The sequence below is a fragment of the Croceivirga sp. ABH4_376 genome (assembly GCF_056160685.1).
Map to the genome: position 1 here is coordinate 33,907 of NZ_JBSWXQ010000009.1, position 20,168 is coordinate 54,074.

Below are 20,168 nucleotides of genomic sequence, written 5' to 3' on the forward strand. Positions count from 1 at the left end.
ACATGGATAGGAGAAAAAGTTTAAAATCTATAGTTTTTGGAGGTGTAGCTGGAGGCTTGGCATTGCACGGCTGCAAACCAGGTACGGATACGGAAATAGCTCCAGATGTTGTAGAAAGTTCTATGGTAAAGTGGCGAACCGCTAGCGAAAATGAACTTGTACAAGAATTGCATGACGATCAATTCTTTAATACACACGAAATGGAAACCATGACCGTGCTTTGCGATTTAATTTTACCTTCCAGTGAAACTTACAAGGGTGCGTCAGATGCAGATGTGGTATCTTTTATAGAATTTATGGCTAAAGATATTCCAGATTTGCAATTAGACCTTAGGGGTGGTTTAATGTGGCTAGATCATGAAGCCAATACACGGTTTAATACCAACTTCGATAGCTTACAAGAAAGCCAACAAAAAGAAATTTTGGACGAAATAGCGTATTACGATCCAGAAACACCCCAAAAGGATAGACCATTTGCGGTTAACTTTTTTAGTCTTGTTCGTAATTTAACCATGACCGGTTTTTACACTTCTAAATTAGGTATAGAAGAATTGGGTTATAAGGGTAATTCACCAAATGTTTGGGATGGGGTACCGCAAGATGTTTTGGACCAGCATGGCGTGGCTTATGATGAAGAATGGCTTGCTAAATGTGTGGATCAGAGTAAACGAAACGAAATTGCCCAGTGGGACGACGAAGGCAACTTATTAACATAGTCAACAAAACAGACAACTACTTAACCAACAACCAACCTTTTAGTTGACTATTGAGAGAGCTATTGTACAGACCAATGTGCAATAGCTTTTCTTATTTAATTAAAATTCATTTGTAACAAGGCCTCTTCTACAGTCTCTACTGGTAGTTTGCAACTATTGTTTTGGCAAACGTAGATATAAGTCTGGTTGGGTTCATAACGGCCCTTGAACAGCGGTAGTTCATTTGCACTAGTGCTGTATACAATTATTCCGTTAATAGGCTTTAAACGTCTAAATTTTGTGGCAAGTGTTGCGGCCTTAGGGCCTACTATGGCAACCTCATAGAAGGGATAAACGTAATTAAGGGCCAGAGCACCAATGCTAGGATAATGTTCCGGTTGGTTTTGATATAAGTTGTAGGTGTTTTTAAAAATCTGTTCGGCCATTTGTAAATACGCTTTCTGGTATAGTATATGTCCCCATTTAAAATAATTATCGGCTAAAACTAAAGTAGGACTGGGTAAAACATCATCATTGGTCTTATAAATTTTTGAAACCAATTGGTTATTACTTGAATATTTAAATAATCCTTCCTTTTCATCATAAAACAACGCCTTGGAAGCATCTAAAAATCGTAATGCATATACTTGATAAGCTTCATTTTGGGTGGCAAGGTATAATGCGGTTGCAGCATCTGCCAAGTAGGCATAGTCTTCTACAAAAGCATTTACATGATTTCCGTTTTTACTTTTTAGATGTACTAATGCTTCTTTGTTAAATTGATTTTTGATAAGATATTCAAATAGGTTTTCAGCTTTTTTTAAATACGATTCATTTGCTAACGCCCTATAGGCATCCACATATCCTTTTACCAAAAGGGCATTCCAGCTGGTAATAATTTTTGCGTCTTTTAAGGGCATTTGCTTGCTTCTTCTAATTTTTACAAGCGCTTTGTTCCATTCCGCGGTCTGGGCCTTATGTTTTTTTAGAGCTAATTTATTTTTGGTGATAATGTAGAAGGATTTTTCAAACGGTATGGGATTATAAACCTTTTTGAATAAAGCTTGTTTTTCTTGGGCTATAGCTTTTATTTCTTCCTCGGTATATACGTAATAGCCACCTTCCATGCCATTGCTGTCTGCGTGTAAAGAAGCTATATAACCACCGTTATTGTGCCTCATATTATTATCTAGAAAGTCAATAGTTTGGGTAATGGCTTCTTTGTAGGCCAAATCCTTATATTGGTTGTAAGCCTCTGCGTATACACTAAGCATCTGGGCGTTGTCGTATAACATTTTTTCAAAATGAGGAACTTGCCATTCTCTATCGGTACTATAGCGGTAAAAACCACCATCTACAGCGTCTAACACACCGTTAAAGAGTATATTGTTTAGGGTACGCTTGTTGTGGGCTAAGGTTGCACTATCCTTGCTTAGGCTTGCATATTTTAGGTTGTATAGAAGGTTTTGAGGTAACATAAATTTTTCTGTACCTATTAATCCGCCATAGATTGTATCCCACTTCTGATATAGTTTTTGTTGAATTTTCTTTAGGTCGTTAGTGCTGAGGTCTATAGATTCTTTAGGGGATATTAAATTAAGCTCCTTAATACCTTTTGTAATTTTATCAGCAAATACAATGGCTTTTTCAGGTTGCTTTTTATAAAGTTCTTCAAGTTGTTTTAAAACCGATATCCATTGTGTTTTACTATGGTAAGTACCCGCATAAATTGGTCTGCCATCTGGTAATGCAACTACATTTAAAGGCCAGCCACCTTCTCCTTTTATCAATTGTAGGGCACGCATATATATTTGGTCAATATCCGGGCGTTCTTCACGGTCAACTTTAATATTTATAAAACTGGAATTCATCACTTTAGCTACGGTTTCGTCTTCAAAAGACTCTTGAGCCATTACATGGCACCAATGGCAACTTGCATAGCCAATACTTATAATTAGAAGTTTGTTTTCGTCTTGGGCTTTCTCTAAAAAAGTAGAACGCCAAGGATACCAGTTTACGGGATTATATGCGTGCGATTGTAAGTATGGACTGGTTTCTTCTAAAAGAGCGTTTGGTTTTTGTTGTGCAGTTAAAAAATAGCAAAAGCAAAAATAAACAATGCTGAATCTCAAAAATCTCATTCGCGTTATGCAAGTAATTGTTTTCTAATTTAATTGAAAAAATGCTGTTGCTATGGGTAAAAAAAGAATTTCTTTTTTACCGTTACGGTTAATGCTTGCTATAAGTTGTTTAGCGAAAAATTTTTGGATATTGATTAATTAGGTATATCTAGTTGGGTTATGAAATATAGCTCCTTTTTACAGTGTGTTTGTTTGCTTTTTTCGATGCCGTTTTTGGTGGCACAAGAAGCAAACATTAAAGTAGAAGAATTTATTTTTGATAAAGGTCCATTTAAAGCATGTCATGCGCCAACAATAGTTGTGTTGGAAGATGGCAGCATATTGGCTTCTTGGTTTGCAGGTACACATGAACGCCATGAGGATGTTGCTATTTATACGAGCATTAAAAAAGAGGGGGCTTGGTCTTATCCAAAATTGGTGGCCAATGGGGTTACAGAAACAGGTAAACGATATCCAACATGGAATCCAGTTTTATTTAAAAATCCCAACGGTTTATTGTATCTCTACTACAAAGTTGGCCCCTCGCCATCTACTTGGTGGGGAATGTATAAAACGAGCAAGGATAATGGGAAATCTTGGAGTGATGCTAAAAAACTTCCTAATGGTGTTTTAGGCCCAATTAAGAATAAACCTTTGGTTTTAAAAAATGGAAGTATTCTAAGTCCGTCTAGTGTAGAACTGGAAAATGGAGAAATTTGGTTGGCCCATATGGAGCGAAGTATTGACAGTGGAAAAACTTGGCAAAAAGTAAAGATTCCACAAAAGAAAAAGCACAAATTAATTCAACCTACGTTACTTACCCTAGAGGACCAATCTATTTTAGCTTTGTTCAGAAGTAATCAAGATAAAGTGGTCTACTCCAAAAGTGAAGATAAAGGTGTTACTTGGAGTAAGGCAAAGGTTATGGATTTAGAAAATCCTAATAGTGGTATAGATGCCGTTACCATGAAAAACGGCAACCATTTACTTGTTTATAATCCTGCATTAAGTGGAGACCAATGGTGGGATGGTAGGAGCAAACTTAATCTTGGGTATAGCCAAGATGGAATGCAATGGAAATCCATAGCATCATTAGAAAACCACCAAAAGGGCGAATACAGTTATCCGGCTATAGTACAGGATCAAGATGGATTCATCCATCTGGTGTACACTTATGATAGGAAAAAGATTAAATATGTTAAGTTAGAAGTAGAGGATTAGCAAGGAAAGTCTAAAATATTAAGAATTAAAAATCTTTTCTTTAGCACTGTCTATATAGCTTCTACCAATAGTAAAACGCTGCCCACCAATTTCTAGACTATTGCCTTCTACGGTATCTATTTTGTCTATAGATACGGTTATGGATCGGTGAATGCGTATAAACTGGTCTGCTGGTAATTGGTCTGTAAAACTACTAAGCGTGCTGTGCACTACATAGTTCCCATTTTTGGTAATAATCTTTATGTAGTCTTTAAGGCTTTCCACATAGATGATTTCTTCAAAGTAGATTTTTTTCATTTTCTTTTTATCCACCTTAACAAAAATATGTTCGCTACTACTAGTTTTTTCTTCTTGTTCTTTTCTTTTAATACTTATAGCCTTATTTACGGATTTAAGAAACCTTGGAAAAGAAATGGGCTTTAATAAGTAATCCAATACCTCTAATTCAAAACCTTTAATGGCATGTTCCGCATGGGCAGAGGTAATAATAACTATAGGTTTTTGGTTTAGACTTTCTAGAAATTTAAAACCATCTAGAACTGGCATATTTACGTCTAGAAAGATTAAATCTGGTTGGTTGTCATGTAAAAATTTTAAACTATCTACGGCATTGGTAAATGTAGCTACGGTTTCTAGCTCCTCTATTTGGTCTACATGTTTTTTAATCACGTTAATGGCCAAGGGTTCATCGTCAATAATCACACATTTAAGCTTCATCTGGCATCAATTTTAAGTTTAATTCTACTTGAAAGTTAGTTTTGGTTTCGGTAATATTTAAATCATATTCATTTTCGGCATACCGTAGTTCCAATCTTTTTTTAACATTGGTTAAACCTACGCCACCCTTATCTTTTCTAGATACGCTAGTAAATTTTTCAGCAGGCTTGGTGTTGTTGATTTTAAAAGTTAACCAATCTTCTTTTATAATTAAGTCAATTAATATATCAACCTTTTCTATACTTTTGTTAGCACCATGTTTAAACGCATTTTCCACAAAATTTATAAGTAATAACGGAATTATTTTCTTGTCTCGTGGATTGCCTTCAACATGGTATACCAGATTTAGATTTTGGGTATGTCTAATGCGTTCTAGCTCTATATAGTTTTCTAAAAATTCTAATTCTTTTTTAAGACTTTGGTATTTTTTTTTATTGGCATCGTATATTAAATAACGCATTAAATCTGATAATTTTAAAATGGTGTCCGGAGTGTCTTTAGAATTATCAAGGCTTTGCGCGTAAATGTTGTTTAAGGTATTAAAGAAAAAGTGGGGAGATATCTGGTTCCGCAAAAATTTCAATTCTGTTTCTAATTGAGCCTTCTCCAGTTTTGCTATTCTGCCACTTTCTCTTAACCAGTCTATAGTAAGTTTAATAGATGCTACAAAAGTTATAACATAAAGTTCTCCCAACATCATAACTATTGTATAATCAAAGGTAAGGTAATAGGTTTCTGGGCCCTCTGGCCATACGTTGTTGCTAATCAAAAATCTTGTTAGCTCAAACTTAAAAAATACCATAATGAATATGGATAGAATAAGTAAGACTATAAAACTTAAAAATTTCTTCCTAAAAATATATCGGGGTATTAGATAGTAAATAGTAAAATAGGTGAGTATGATATGAATAGGAAAACCTAATAAGTTAGATTTAAAAGAATACAGATAATCGCTATAAAAACTACCCCAACGTAAAAAATTGAATAAAAAATAAAACGCCCAAAACACAAGGTGATGAAATGGTTTTATTTTAAAATTTGTAGCATTGGTAAGTGCTAGCCGGTTTTTTAAATTCTTATTTAATGTATTCAAATTGTAAGGAACTATTTTTATCGCGTTAAGCTAGTGTTAACTGTTGTTGGTCTAATAAATAACCAAATTCTGCCGTAAAATAGAAAAATTTATAATTCTATAAGTCCAAAAAGGATTTCATAAAGATGATTTTAGATAAAAAATATTGTTGCCTTTTAATAATTACACAATTCGTTTTTTTTGCGTGTAAGCAACACAAAAAAGACACTTCCCATAATTTAGGGCAATCCCAAACAACATTGGCCTACGTTGATCCTTTTATAGGAACAGGAGGTCATGGACATACTTATCCGGGTGCAACCGTGCCTTTTGGAATGATTCAGTTAAGTCCAGATAACGGTACCAGTGGTTGGGATTGGAGCTCTGGTTATCATTTTTCCGATTCAATCATGGCCGGTTTTAGTCATTTGCATTTAAGTGGAACCGGTATTGGAGACTTGTCTGATATTCTTTTTGCGCCAGCTACCAAATCACTGAATTTGGCAAACATGCCAAAAGAAAATAAACTAAAGCCCTACGTATCTTCTTTTTCTCATTCCAATGAAACGGCAACTCCGGGATTATACACCGTTTATTTAGACGATAGCAAAGTAGATGTAGCGCTTACCGCTACGGAACGGGTGGGCTTTCAAAAATATAGTTACAAAGAAGCAAAAGTTAAAAGTGTTGTTTTAGACTTAGGCTTTGCTATTAATTGGGATACCCCCATTAACACGTCAATAAAGGTAGAAGATAGTGTAACCATTTCTGGTTATAGACATAGTAAAGGTTGGGCCAAAAATCAAAAAGTGTTTTTTGTTTCAAAGTTTTCTGCGCCTATTAAAGATGCTATGCTGTATACCCAACAAGAATTGGTTCAAAACACATTACCTGAAGGTGTCAGCGCGGCGCAATTCTTTTTTGATACTACCTTGGATACCTTGGAAATTAAAACGGCCATTTCTAGTGTTAGCGTTGCAAATGCAAAATTAAATTTAGCAGGTGCAGAAAACGTAACATTTAAGGAAGCTAAAAATAAGGCTCAAAAAAAATGGGAACAGGCATTGTCTAAAATTCAGATTACCACATCGGTAGATAGTTTAAAAACTATTTTTTATTCGGCTTTATACCATAGTCAGGTAGCGCCAGTGTTGTTTAGCGATAGTAATGGGCAATTCAGATTTAGTAACGATAGCATAGGAACAGCCAAAAATGGGAACGTTTATAGTACCCTGTCTCTTTGGGATACCTTTAGGGCAGAACAGCCCCTACTAACCTTGGTAAACCCAACCGTAGTGTCTGATATTATAAACTCCATGCTAGAATATTATAAGCAAAGTGGCAGTTTGCCCGTTTGGACCTTATACGGCAATGAAACAGATACCATGACGGGTTACCATTCTATTCCAGTGATAGTAGAAGCGTATTTTAAAGGTATTCAAGGGTTCGATGCCGAATTGGCTTTTGAGGCCATGAAGCAGACCATGATGCAAGACAAAAGGGGTCTTAAGTACTTTAAGGAGGTTGGTTACGTACCTTTTGATAAAGTAGATGAAAATGTTACGTATACCCTAGAATACGCCTATAACGACTGGTGTGTCGCCCAGTTAGCTAAGGCTTTGGGAAAAGAAAAGGATTACCAATATTTTATAGCGCGTTCCAATGCCTATAAAAAAGTATTTGATACAGATACTCGTTTTATGCGCGGTAGGTCTTATGATGGTAGCCAATTTAGAACTCCGTTTGACCCTAAATATTCCAAACATATGGAAAATACAGATTATACAGAGGGTAATGCCTGGCAACATAGTTGGTTTGTACCGCACGATGTTGAAGGTTTAATAAAGTTGCACGGTGGTAAAGTGCCATTCTCAGAAATGTTAGAACAGCTATTTACAGAATCTTCGGAAATTACCGGAGAGGAGGCCTCTAATGATATAACCGGACTTATAGGGCAGTATGCGCACGGCAATGAACCTAGTCACCACATTGCTTACATGTTCAATAAGGCAGGTAAACCATGGAAAACGCAATTTTGGGTAGATTCTATTTTGAAAACCCAATACAATACTACACCCAACGGACTTAGTGGTAATGAAGATGCCGGCCAAATGTCTGCTTGGTATGTATTAAGCGCTATGGGTATTTATCCAATGAATCCGGCCAGTGCCACTTATGAAATAGGTAGGCCTTTATTTGCAAAATCAGAAATAAAGCTACCAAGTGGTAATACCTTTACTATTGCTGCAGAACAGGTTTCTAAAGAAAATAAATACGTACAATCGGCCACCCTAAATGGCCAAGCCTTTAACACCACTACATTAGAACATAAAACTATTTTAGCCGGTGGTACCTTAACGCTAATAATGGGGCCAGAACCTAATTATAAGTGGGGTTTAGATTAAGTTATAAAAGAGACAGGTAAAGCATATGAAAGTGAATATTATAAAATCTACTGTTTTAATTTTACTGCTAATTTGTGGCGTTGCCAACACTTTGGCGCAAAATATTAGAACGCCAAGAACCTATGTGGTACATAAAGCGGAGAGAGCTATTAAAATTGATGGGAAGGCAGACGAGAAAACTTGGGAAAATGCACCGTGGTCTGCAAATTTTATAGACATTGAGGGCAATAAGACACCAAAGTACAAGACCAATCTAAAAATGCTTTGGGATGAAGAAAATCTCTATTTCTATGCGCATTTAGAAGAGCCACACGTTTGGGCAACATTAAAACAGCGCGATACCATTATATTTTATAATAACGATTTTGAGGTATTTATAGACCCGGATGGGGACACTCAAAATTATATGGAATTTGAGATGAACGCCTTAAATACGGTGTGGGACCTGTTAATGGTTAAAGCTTACCGTGATGGTGGTCCAATTATCTATAATTGGGATATAAATGGCTTACAATCTGCGGTATCTGTAAAAGGTAGTTTAAATGATGCATCTGATACGGATAAAAGTTGGAGTATAGAAATTGCAATGCCTTGGGTTGTTTTAAAAGAACCTAGTGGCAGTAATAAGTTGCCAATTGGTGATTTTTGGCGTATAAACTTCTCACGGGTTAATTGGGACTTTGATTTAAAAGATGGTAAATACTATCGTAAAAAAGATGCTAAGGGTAATTTTTTGCCGGAATACAATTGGGTTTGGTCGCCACAAGGCGTTATAAATATGCACGAACCTGAACATTGGGGGTATGCCTATTTTTCAGAAAAAACAAAGGCGGATAGCTTTACCATCCCTAAAGACGAACAAATTAAATGGTATTTGTATAGTTTATATAGGGCGCAAAAAGCATACAAAGAAAAACATGGTAAACCATCTGATTCCTTAATGGCACTAGATTTAGAACCTTATACCATTTTGGGAAAAACAATTAAGGTAGAATTTACAAATACTATTGGCGGTTGGTTTATTACCGCTGTAAGTCCATTTACCGGCAACCGCTTAACGGTGCAAGAAGATGGCGATTTCCAACTTAAAAAAACAGACTCATGAAAAAAATAAGTTTAGCGCTGCTAGCAGTTGTTTTAGTATTGACCAATTATGCATGTTTGGATAATATTGGGGCAAAACCTATAACGGAAACCAAAAAGGCGACCGATTTATCCATTATAGAAGAGCCCTTTAAGTATTGGACATGGATTACTGCGGATCCAGAGCGTACAGACGAATCTTATACGGAAGAATTTAAAAAGTATAAACAAAATGGATTGGATGCCATTTTAATAAATACCAATGCAGATGCAAAACTTTTAGCCAGATTGGCGCCATTGGCAAAGAAAGAAGGCTTAGAGTTGCATGCGTGGATTATGGCTATGAACAGACCAGGAGATAAAGAGGTAAATAAACACCCAGAATGGTATGTGGTTAGCAGAAGTGGTAAATCTGCTTATGATAACAGACCATATGTAGGTTATTATGAGTTTTTATGTCCAACTAGAACGGAATCTAGAAATCACGTGCTAAAATTAGTGTCAGAGTTGGCAGATGTTGAGGATGTTGCTAGTGTACATTTAGACTATATAAGATATCCAGACGTGTATTTACCGGTAGGGTTGTTGCCAAAGTATGATTTAAAGCAGGAGACAGAACTGCCAGATTATGATTTTTGCTATTGCGATGTATGTGTGGAAGCGTTTGAAAAAGAGCACGGTAGAAATCCAAGGGAAATGGAAAATCCTGCAATTGATATAGAGTGGAAACAGTTTAGGTTAAATAAGATTAGGGCAGTAGTAAATGATGCTTATGACATTGTACATAAGAAAAATAAAATTCTAACCGCTGCGGTTTTTCCTTATCCAGAAATGGCCGATCATATGGTAAGGCAACGTTGGGATAAATGGAATGTAGATGTGGTTTTACCTATGATTTACAATAACTTTTACAATGAACCCGTAGAATGGGTTGGTTTTGCCACAAAACAAGGTGTGCAAGATTTAGCTGCAAAAAACACGCAATTACATACGGGTATTTATGTACCGGAAATGTCTGGTGAAGATGTAGCCAAGGCAATACAATTGGCCAAGGATAATGGTGCCAAAGGTGTTGCTATTTTTGATGGTCCAGCAATAACAGAAGACCACTTTAAGGCCATTAGGGAGAGTAAGAAAAATTAAGCCCCAACCAAACAAATTAAAATGAAAACCAACCAACCAAAAGCAGGAATAATGCTATTGATTTTAATGTCAATAGCGTTGTTTTCCTGTAATACCAATAATACAACTTCTGTATCAAAAGAAGATATTGCATTAATACCAAAACCCAATTCCTTAAAAATAAATGAAGGTGGTTTTTTTCTAAATGAGGATACGCAATGGGTGGTTGCTAACCATCTCACAGAACAAAAACCTTACCTAGAGCTTAAAGAAAAAATACAGAACACCAATAATGTCCTAACAAATGTTCAGGAGGTTACCGGAGGTAATTATATCGCCTTTGTTCTAAACAATACCTTAGCTCCAGAAGCGTATGTTTTAGAGGTTTTGGAAGATAAAATAACCGTGGAAGCGGCATCAAAATTAGGTTTTAGCCATGCACAGCAAACGCTAAAACAATTAATTGGCAAGCAATATTTTAATGCCTCGGCTCAAGAATTTACAATTCCCTTAGTACGGATAGAAGATCAACCCAGATATCAATGGAGAGGGGTAATGTTAGATGTATCTAGGCATTTCTTTGATAAGTCTTACTTATTAAAAACCATAGACCGCTTGGCATTTCTAAAAATGAATACGCTTCATTTGCATTTGGTAGATGATCAGGGTTGGCGAATGGAGATAAAACAGTACCCAAGACTAACAGAGGTTGGGGGTTATAGAGTAGACCAAGAAGAAAAACATTGGAATGCCCGTACACCTAATTCACCAACGGATAAAGCAACTTTTGGAGGCTTTTATACGCAAGAAGAGTTAAAAGAGGTTGTTGCTTATGCTGCCAAATACGGTATACAGGTAATTCCTGAAATAGAAATGCCCGCTCACGTAATGAGTGCTATTGCGGCCTATCCAGAATTGGCTTGTTTTGATCAAGAGATTGGTGTGCCTTCTGGTGGCGTTTGGCCTATTACGGACATTTATTGTGCAGGAAAGGAATCTACTTTTGAATTTCTAGAAAACGTACTTACAGAGGTTATGGCGGTGTTCCCGTCTAAATACATACACATTGGTGGCGATGAGGCAACCAAAACCAATTGGGCCAAATGTCCACATTGTAAAAAACGAATTGCGGAGGAAGGATTGCAAGATGTTGCCGAATTACAAAGCTATTTTATTAAACGTATTGAGACCTTCATAGATAGCAAAGGAAAAACCTTAATTGGTTGGGATGAGATTTTAGAAGGTGGCTTGGCACCCAAAGCCACGGTAATGAGTTGGCGGGGAATTCATGGAGGGTGGGAAGCCTCAAAAGAAGGTCATGATGTAATTATGACTCCTGAATCTCATGTTTATCTAAACTTTTATCAAGGAGACCAAGATAGGGAGCCACAGGCGTTTGGAGGGTATACGCCTTTGGAAAAAGTATATGATTTTGACCCAGTGGTAGATTCTATGTCTGTTGAGCAGAAAAAACATGTGTTGGGTGCACAAGGTAATTTATGGTCAGAGTATATAGAGACAGAAGCTATATCTGAATACATGCTATACCCAAGACTGGTTGCCCTTTCTGAGGCGTTATGGAGTTCAGGGAAGCAAAAGAATTATCTAGAATTTACATCTAGATTGGTTCCGCTATTAGAAAGTTTAGATGCCATGGGCATAAACTACGCAGAAAGTGTTTATAATGTTAGCGCTACAACCAAACCAGATTTTGAATCAAAAGCCATAAATATTGATTTAAATACTGATTTTCCAGATGCTACTATTTATTACGCTTTGGGTAAAGAGGCTTTAACCGCATCTTCTAAGGTATATGATACTACGCTTCAATTTAAAGCTTCAGATTCTTTAAAAGCCGTTGTTTTTGTTGATGGGAAGGAAAAAGGTGTCGCACTAAAAACCTATATCGATTTTCACAAGGGTTTTGGGTCAAAACTGGCCATGAGTCCAAATCCGCATAAAAATTACCAAGGAGAAGGTGCAAGTACTTTGATAGACATTCGCAAGGGTAGTAAAAACTTTGGTGATGGTAAATGGTTGGGTTGGTACAACAAAGAGGTTACGTTAACTATGGAATTACCTGATGTGGAAAATATAAGTTCCGTAGTGGTTAACGCGTTGGAAAACCAAGGGGCAGACATTTATTTTCCCAACAAAATTAAAGTAAGTACTTCTATGGATGGTGTACATTTTGCCAATAAGGTAAGTATAGAAAGACCAGAGGTCGTCAACGGCGATGCTGCCATAGAAGGTTTTAAACTGGCATTTGAGCCACATGAAGCCAAGATTGTGAAAATTGAAATTTCTCCCATAAAAAAATCCAGTAAAGGTCGTGGTACATTCATATTTGTAGATGAAATACTGGTAAAGTAATTATGATTAAAAATTTTGTAATACTACTGTTAACCTTTAGTACACTAGGCATACAAGGGCAAAATAAACCAAGTAAAAAAGCACCCTATAAAAATGCCTCTTTAACCATAGAAGAACGGGTAAACGATTTACTACCAAGAATGACACTTGAAGAAAAAGTAGGTCAATTGTTGTCTCCCTTAGGTTGGAAAATGTATGAAAAAACAGGGGATGAGGTACAGGTAAGCGAACATTTTAGAACGGACATTGAAGAGCGTCATATTGGGATGCTTTGGGGATTTTTACGGGCAGATCCTTGGACAAAGAAAACATTAAAAACAGGACTTAACCCATCGTTGGCCGCTAAGGCAACTAATGCCCTGCAGAAATATGCCAAAGAAGAAACACGTTTGGGTATACCTATTTTTTTGGCAGAAGAAAGTATGCATGGGCATATGGGTATTGGCGCTACCGTTTTCCCTACGGCCATTGGGCAAGCTAGCACTTGGGATGTAGATTTGTTAGAAGAAATGGCAGAAGCCACCGCCAAAGAGTTAAGGGCTCAAGGCGCACATATAGGTTATGGTCCCATTTTAGATTTGGCAAGGGAACCAAGATGGTCTAGGGTAGAGGAAACTTTTGGAGAAGACCCGTATCTGGTTTCCAAAATGGGTAAGGCAGTTATTAAAGGTTTTCAAGGAGAGGGAATTTCTAATCCGGATAGGGTATTATCTACGTTAAAGCACTTTGCTGCCTACGGAGTATCAGAAGGTGGGCATAACGGGGCTGCCGTTCATTTGGGTGAAAGGGAATTGTTTCAATCATATTTGTTTCCTTTTAAAGAAGCTATTGCAACTGGTGCACTTTCAGTTATGACGGCCTATAGTTCTATAGATGGCATACCAAGTACATCTCACAAATACCTCTTACAAGATGTTCTAAAAGATAAATGGGGGTTTAAAGGTTATGTAGTTTCAGATTTAGGAAGTATAGAGGGGTTATTGGGTGATCATAAAATTGTTAGTAGTAATGCAGAAGCAGCAGCTTTAAGCCTCAACTCCGGTGTAGATGTAGATTTGGGCAGTAATGCTTTTCAGTTATTGATAGACGAAGTTGAAAAAGGCAATGTTTCAACAAAACGTATAGATGAAGCTGTAGCTAGGGTATTGCGTTTAAAATTTGAAATGGGTCTTTTTGATACTCCTTATGTGGATGTAAAGAAGGCTAACAAAATCGTAAGAAGTACCGATCATAAGCATTTAGCAAGAAAAGTTGCCCAAAAATCAATAGTACTGCTTAAGAATGAAGCGCAGCTATTACCGTTGTCTAAAAATCTTAAAACAATCGCCGTAATTGGCCCCAATGCAGACAATACCTATAATCAATTAGGAGATTATACGGCACCACAAGATCCAGAGCAAATTGTTACCGTTTTGGAAGGTATACAAAACAAATTACCCAATACCAAGATTAAGTATGTAAAAGGTACTGCGGTAAGGGATACCACACTAACGGATATTAAAGCCGCAGTAGCAGCAGCAAAAAACGCCGAAGTAGCGGTTGTGGTTCTTGGTGGGTCTAGCGCAAGAGATTTTAAAACCGAGTATTTAGAAACAGGTGCGGCCACTGTGGCCAAAACTAAAAAAGAGGAAATTATAGGGGATATGGAAAGTGGCGAGGGTTATGACCGTGCTACGTTAGATTTAATGGGTAAACAAAATGAATTACTGCAGGCAGTAGTGGCAACGGGTACACCTACCGTTGTGGTTTTTATAAAAGGTAGGCCACTTTTGATTAATTGGCCTATGGAGAACGCCAAAGCTGTATTAGATGCTTGGTACCCTGGGGAACAAGGTGGTAATGCCATTGCAGATGTATTGTTTGGAGATTACAATCCTGCTGGTAGATTACCTGTTTCTATACCTAGGTCTGTAGGGCAACTTCCAGTTTATTATAATAATTGGAACCCTGCAAGAAGAGATTATGTAGAAGAAACGGCAAAGCCGTTATTGCCGTTCGGTTATGGTCTAAGTTACACACAGTTTAAATATTCCAATTTAGAAATAGATGTTTCACAAGAAGAGGAGTTGGCTATAAAATGTACACTTACCCTACAAAATACAGGGGAGTTAGCTGGTGAAGAAGTTGTGCAAGTATACGTAAAAGACCTAAAAGCAAGTACCGTGCAACCTTTGCTGAATTTAAGAGGGTTTAAAAGGGTGGCGTTAGAACCGGGAGAGGTTAGACAATTAACCCTTTGGTTGAGTCAAGAAGATTTAGCTGTTTATACTAGTACTATGGATTTTGTTGTAGAAGCAGGAACATTTAAGGTAATGGTAGGCGGTTCTTCAGAAGATATTAGGCTAGAACAAGATTTTGAAATTGTTAATTCCATTAAGGTAGAGTAGTTAATATTATAAAAAATTAACAGAAAGCCGAATCAGTTCAATAACTGATTCGGCTTTTTATTTAACGGGGGTTTTGGCAATTGTGATATCCTAAAAGTTATGTAAACGTTAACGTAATGTGGTCCAAAAATGCCGCATTTAGCTTTTCGGCTTCGTTGTTGGTCGAAAAAGTTTCGAAAACCTTAGAGTTATTCGAAAATTAGGGTCGGATGTTAACTTCAAATTAACTGACTCATTCAAATTACTAACGAAAAAACAACTAGTATGAATCAAATGACAAAGTATCTACTAATTGCTCTGGCCTGCTTAGGTATTCAAGGTGCCGTAGCCCAGACAATTACTGGTACCGTATCTGATGAGGCCGGTATGCCATTACCTGGCGTCAATGTTGTAGAAAAGGGTACCTCTAATGGTACTTCTACAGATTTTGATGGTAATTATGCCATTAATGTTTCTAGCGATAATGCCGTATTGGTATTTTCTGCTTTAGGTTTTAAAACCACTGAAAAAAGTGTTAGCGGAGCTAGCCTTAATGTAACTCTAGCAGAAGATGCAGAATTACTTGGTGAAGTGGTAGTAACCGCTTTGGGTATCAAAAAAGAAACCAAGGCCTTAGGTTACTCTTTAACAGAGGTAGGCGGTGAAAAGCTATCTGAAGTTAAGCAAGTAAATGCAATCAATGCATTACAAGGGCAAGTAGCCGGTGTTAACGTAACTGGTGCTGCAACAGGTCCGTCTGGTACCAGTAAAGTGGTTATTCGTGGTGTTTCTTCTTTAAATGGTGCATCGCAACCCTTGTATATTGTTGATGGTATTCCAATTAACAACCAAAACTTAGGTTCTGCCAGTAGATGGGGTGGTTCTGATTATGGTGATGGTATCTCTAGTATTAATGCAGATGATATTGAAAGTGTAAGTGTATTAAAAGGTGGTACAGCTGGTGCATTGTATGGTTCTAGGGCATCTGCCGGGGTAATCATAATTACTACTAAATCTGGTAAAAAACAAAAAGGTTTAGGGGTAGAATTGTCTAGTTCGGTTCAGTTAGAATCTGTAAATACAAATATATATGAGTTTCAAAATCAATACGGTCAAGGTTTAAATGGTGTTGCGCCAACAACCCAACAAGAAGCTTTGGATGCAGGTATGCAATCGTGGGGGGCTAGATTGGGAAGTGTTAGTACGGCAACCCAGTTTGATGGTGTAAACAGACCTTACGTAGATACCGGTGATAATGTTAGTCGTTACTACAGAACAGGAAATACATTGATTAATACCGTTGCTATTAGTCAAGCAGATGAGGGTTATAACTTGCGTTTTTCTGCTACAGACTTAAACAATAATGATATAACACCAAATTCTGGTTTAAATAGAAAATCCTTTTCATTAAATGGTGGTGCTGTTTTAGCAGACAAATTAACATTGGATGTTGCGGGTAAATTTGTTGTAGAAAAGGTTAACAATAGACCTAGATCTTCAGATTCTCCAGGAAATGGTAATTTCTCTGTTGTATTATCTCCTTCTAATGTCAATGTTTTGGATTACCAACCGGGAATTGCAGAAGATGGTACGGAATTTAGAATTTCATCCAATACATTTCAACAAAACCCATATTGGACAGCGTATCGTTTTTCTAACGAGAGTAGAAAAAATAGATTTATCGGTTCTAGTACGCTAAGATACCAAGTTACAGATTGGTTGTATTTAATGGGTAGGGCCGGTATAGATAATTATACGGCTAGAATTACATCTGTAGAGCCCTTTGGTACGGCGTACAAGCCTTTAGGGGGTATGCAAGAACAAACTTTTAATGTAAGTACGGTAGATGCGGATTTTATTATAGGTGTAGAAAAAGATATTACGGAGAATTTCTCTAACACCACTATTTTGGGTGCAAACAGTAATACTATTAAAAACGAGTTTATTCAATTAGTAGGTAATGAATTCGTGATTCCTTCTTTAGAAGATATTGCTAATGTGGCAAACAGACAATACAGTTACTCAGATTCAAGAATTAAGCGTAACGGTTTGTATTTCTCTTCAGAATTTGCGTATAAAAACTATTTGTACCTAACGGTTACCGGTAGAAATGACTGGTTCTCTACCTTATCTAAAGCGGGTAAAAGCGCGCCAAATAACTATTTATACCCATCTGCAAATGCTAGTTTTGTATTCTCAGATGCCTTTGAGTTGCCATCTTGGTTTAACTTTGGTAAGGTTAGAGCAGGTTTTGCAGATGTTGGTGGGGGTGCCAATGAGGCCTATCAGCTTTCCCTTAATTATGCTATCAACGATACCTATAATGGTCGTGGTACTGGTGTTTCTATTGGTAGTATTAGTAGTAGCAAAGTACCTAATGAAAATTTAAAGCCTCGTAGTAAGAAGGAATATGAAGTTGGTTTTGATGTACGATTCCTTGATAATAGACTGGGCTTGGACCTAGCTTATTATAGCAATAAAATAACCAATGAAATTGTTGATATTAACATTTCTCAGGCATCTGGTTATAATAGTTCTATTATTAACATTGGTGAACTTACCAACAAGGGTTTGGAAGTATTATTAACAGGAAAGCCCTTAGTTTCAGAAAACTTTAGTTGGGACTTTAGCTATAACATGACTTACAACAAAAATGAAGTGGTTATTACAACCCCTGACGGAAATCCTGTTTTCCCAGGTGATGCAGCTTATGGTGTAAACTCTCAATCAGGTTCTTTAGAAACATACTCAGTTGGTACAATTTACGGATCTACTTTTGTTAGGGATGAAGAGGGTAACATACAGTACGATTCTGATGGTACCCCAACTGTAGGTGATAATGATGTTATTGGTAATGGAATTGCACCTTGGATAATGGGTCTTACCAACACATTGCGTTATAAAAACGTAAACCTATCTTTCTTGATTGATGCCAAATTTGGAGGCGACATTTTCTCTGGAACTAGTGCTTTTGCCAATTTCTACGGAGCAAGTAAAAATACTTTGGTTGGTAGGGAAAACGGTTTGCCAGTTTCTGGTGTAGATGCAGATGGTAATGCTTTTAGCACTACTATACCTGCAGAGAATGTAAATATTTACTACCAGAGATTGTATAGTATTGCCGAGGCTAATGTGCAAGATGCAGATTTTATCAAGTTTAGACAAGTAAGTCTTGGTTACCAATTTCCATCTGCCATGCTAGAAAATACTTTTATTAAGAATGCATCTATTTCCTTAATAGGTAGAAATTTATTCTTCTTAATGCGTAAAACGGAAAATATTGACCCAGAATCCGCTTACAACAATACTTTTGCTAATGGTATTGAGCGTTTTGGATTACCTTCTACAAGAAGTTACGGACTAAGTTTAAATGTTAAGTTCTAAAAAAATCAATATGAAAAATTTAATTTACAAAGGGGTATTGGCACTCTTCGCTTTAGCGATGGTGGTATCCTGTGATGAGGGCTTCGAGGACTTAAACGAAGACCCGACAAAAGCATCACAAATCGATGTAAAATTCAAATTTCCAAATACAATATTGTTTGCATCTGGCCAACGTTACGAAACGTGGAGGGGTAATTTAATTTACTGTTCTACCATGATGCAGCACTTGGCCAATACGCAAGGATATTGGAGTGGAGATAAGTATTTTTGGAATGCTGCTTACTCTTCAGCGTTTTGGGATGCCATGTATCCACAGGCGGTTAAGACTGTAGAAGATATGAAGTTTCAATTAGAAACTGAAGAATTAACCAGTTCTCCTGAATACGCTATGGTAAGAATACTACGTGTATTTATCTACCACAGACTTACAGATTTGTATGGAGATATTCCTTATTCAGAAGCGGGTAAAGCTTTTATAGAAGGCAATACAAGACCTAGTTATGATGCACAAGAAGACATCTATGCAGATATGCTTAAAGAGTTAGAAGAGTCCGTAGCCCTTTTGGGTACGGGTACCGCAGAGATTGGTACTTCTGATATATTGTTCTTGGGTAATCAAGATCAATGGAAAAAATGGGGTAACTCTTTAATGCTTCGTTTAGCCCTAAGAATGGTTAAGGTTGATGAGACTGCTGCACAAGCTTGGGCTACCAAGGCAATTAACGGTGGGGTAATGGAATCTAACGCAGATATTGCTTATGTACAGCACGAAGATGGTAATGGTATCTTACAAAACGCCAACGGTGAGGTATTTACTGCAGACCGTTCTGCACGTATTTCTACAACCTTTTTAGGATTGTTGGAAAACGACCCTAGAATGCGCGTTTATGCAGCATTACCACCAGATGAAGATACTGGTTTTGTAAATGACGATCCTGCGGCACAGAAAGGCCTACCTAATGGTTTGGATGGTACAACTATTCAAGATTATGAGGGTGGAGATGACTTAGCCACGTATTCTGAGCCTAACTCCAAATACTTAATGAGCGAAGCTGCTCCAATGTTCTGGCAAACCTATGCAGAGGTAGAGTTTATGTTGGCAGAAGCAGGTGTAAGATGGGGATTGGCCGGTGATCCAGCTGCACATTATGAAGCTGGTGTTACCGCTGCAATGGAGTACTTAGAAATGTATAATGCAGGCGCTGCTATAGATGCAACTGAAATAGCAGATTATTTATCCGCAAATCCGTTTGATGCTGCAAATGCTTTAGAGCAAATCAATACGGAATATTACAAAGCAACATTCTTAAATGAATATGAAACATACGCTAACTGGAGAAGAACTGGGTTTCCAAATCTAACTCCGGTTAACTACCCTGGTAACCAAACAAATGGTACAATACCAAGGAGATTGATATATCCTACAAACGAGCAGGCTTTGAACAAGGAGAATTACGATGCTGTAATAGCTTCTCAAGGTGCTGATTTGTTAACCACAAGAATGTGGTGGGATCAATAGTAACGTAATTCAGATTTCATGAATTTTAGTTAATGTTAAGTTAGTTTAGTTCAAGCAAAGGAGGGGAGACTCTCCTTTGTTTTTTGTATTT

12 protein-coding genes are annotated in these 20,168 nt (G+C 37.1%); 9 read left to right on the forward strand and 3 right to left on the reverse strand.

Annotated features, from left to right (window positions below; translation table 11 throughout):
- The first annotated feature begins 2 nt into the window (after positions 1 to 2).
- Positions 3 to 716 carry a gluconate 2-dehydrogenase subunit 3 family protein gene (locus ACXAGS_RS14625; protein WP_474907798.1) on the forward strand — a complete coding sequence of 238 codons (714 nt, stop codon included), beginning with the start codon at positions 3 to 5 and terminating at the stop codon, positions 714 to 716.
- A 95-nt stretch (positions 717 to 811) separates the two neighbouring features.
- On the opposite strand, the gene ACXAGS_RS14630 is transcribed toward ACXAGS_RS14625, so the two are convergent.
- Positions 812 to 2,836, reverse strand: coding sequence for a thioredoxin domain-containing protein (locus tag ACXAGS_RS14630; RefSeq protein ID WP_474907799.1), 2,025 nt, complete (start codon positions 2,834 to 2,836; stop codon positions 812 to 814).
- 216 nt (positions 2,837 to 3,052) lie between these two features.
- Between ACXAGS_RS14630 and ACXAGS_RS14635 the strand changes: the two genes are divergently transcribed.
- Positions 3,053 to 4,036 (forward strand): sialidase family protein, encoded by a 984-nt coding sequence (locus ACXAGS_RS14635; protein WP_474907801.1) that lies wholly within the window; start codon positions 3,053 to 3,055, stop codon positions 4,034 to 4,036.
- An 18-nt stretch (positions 4,037 to 4,054) separates the two neighbouring features.
- Here the strand turns inward: ACXAGS_RS14635 and ACXAGS_RS14640 are convergent, their stop codons facing one another.
- Both ACXAGS_RS14640 and ACXAGS_RS14645 read right to left on the reverse strand, forming a co-directional pair.
- Positions 4,055 to 4,753: a LytR/AlgR family response regulator transcription factor gene (locus tag ACXAGS_RS14640; protein WP_474907803.1), complete on the reverse strand. Its 699-nt coding sequence runs from the start codon at positions 4,751 to 4,753 to the stop codon at positions 4,055 to 4,057.
- A complete protein-coding gene (locus ACXAGS_RS14645) occupies positions 4,743 to 5,555 on the reverse strand; it encodes a sensor histidine kinase (RefSeq protein ID WP_474907805.1) in 813 nt (270 codons plus the stop codon). The genes ACXAGS_RS14640 and ACXAGS_RS14645 overlap by 11 nt, the downstream gene beginning before the upstream one ends.
- A 416-nt stretch (positions 5,556 to 5,971) precedes the next feature.
- Here ACXAGS_RS14645 and ACXAGS_RS14650 point away from each other — a divergent pair, with 416 nt between their 5' ends.
- The 7 genes from ACXAGS_RS14650 (at position 5,972) to ACXAGS_RS14680 (ending at position 20,077) form a co-directional block, all read left to right on the forward strand.
- Complete coding sequence (locus tag ACXAGS_RS14650; RefSeq protein ID WP_474907807.1) at positions 5,972 to 8,230, forward strand: GH92 family glycosyl hydrolase; 2,259 nt, start codon at positions 5,972 to 5,974, stop codon at positions 8,228 to 8,230.
- A 25-nt stretch (positions 8,231 to 8,255) separates the two neighbouring features.
- A complete protein-coding gene (locus ACXAGS_RS14655; RefSeq protein WP_474907809.1) occupies positions 8,256 to 9,335 on the forward strand; it encodes a carbohydrate-binding family 9-like protein in 1,080 nt (359 codons plus the stop codon).
- Positions 9,332 to 10,456 carry a family 10 glycosylhydrolase gene (locus ACXAGS_RS14660; RefSeq protein ID WP_474907811.1) on the forward strand — a complete coding sequence of 375 codons (1,125 nt, stop codon included), beginning with the start codon at positions 9,332 to 9,334 and terminating at the stop codon, positions 10,454 to 10,456. The genes ACXAGS_RS14655 and ACXAGS_RS14660 overlap by 4 nt, the downstream gene beginning before the upstream one ends.
- Before the next feature lie 21 nt (positions 10,457 to 10,477).
- Complete coding sequence (locus ACXAGS_RS14665; protein WP_474907813.1) at positions 10,478 to 12,808, forward strand: beta-N-acetylhexosaminidase; 2,331 nt, start codon at positions 10,478 to 10,480, stop codon at positions 12,806 to 12,808.
- Positions 12,809 to 12,810: 2 nt separating this feature from the next.
- Positions 12,811 to 15,195 (forward strand): glycoside hydrolase family 3 N-terminal domain-containing protein, encoded by a 2,385-nt coding sequence (locus ACXAGS_RS14670; RefSeq protein WP_474907815.1) that lies wholly within the window; start codon positions 12,811 to 12,813, stop codon positions 15,193 to 15,195.
- A gap of 273 nt (positions 15,196 to 15,468) precedes the next feature.
- Positions 15,469 to 18,558, forward strand: a complete 3,090-nt coding sequence (locus tag ACXAGS_RS14675; RefSeq protein WP_474907816.1) for a SusC/RagA family TonB-linked outer membrane protein — start codon at positions 15,469 to 15,471, stop codon at positions 18,556 to 18,558.
- 10 nt (positions 18,559 to 18,568) lie between these two features.
- On the forward strand, positions 18,569 to 20,077 hold the full coding sequence (locus tag ACXAGS_RS14680) for a SusD/RagB family nutrient-binding outer membrane lipoprotein (protein ID WP_474907817.1): 1,509 nt from the start codon (positions 18,569 to 18,571) through the stop codon (positions 20,075 to 20,077).
- The last annotated feature ends 91 nt before the right edge of the window (positions 20,078 to 20,168 follow it).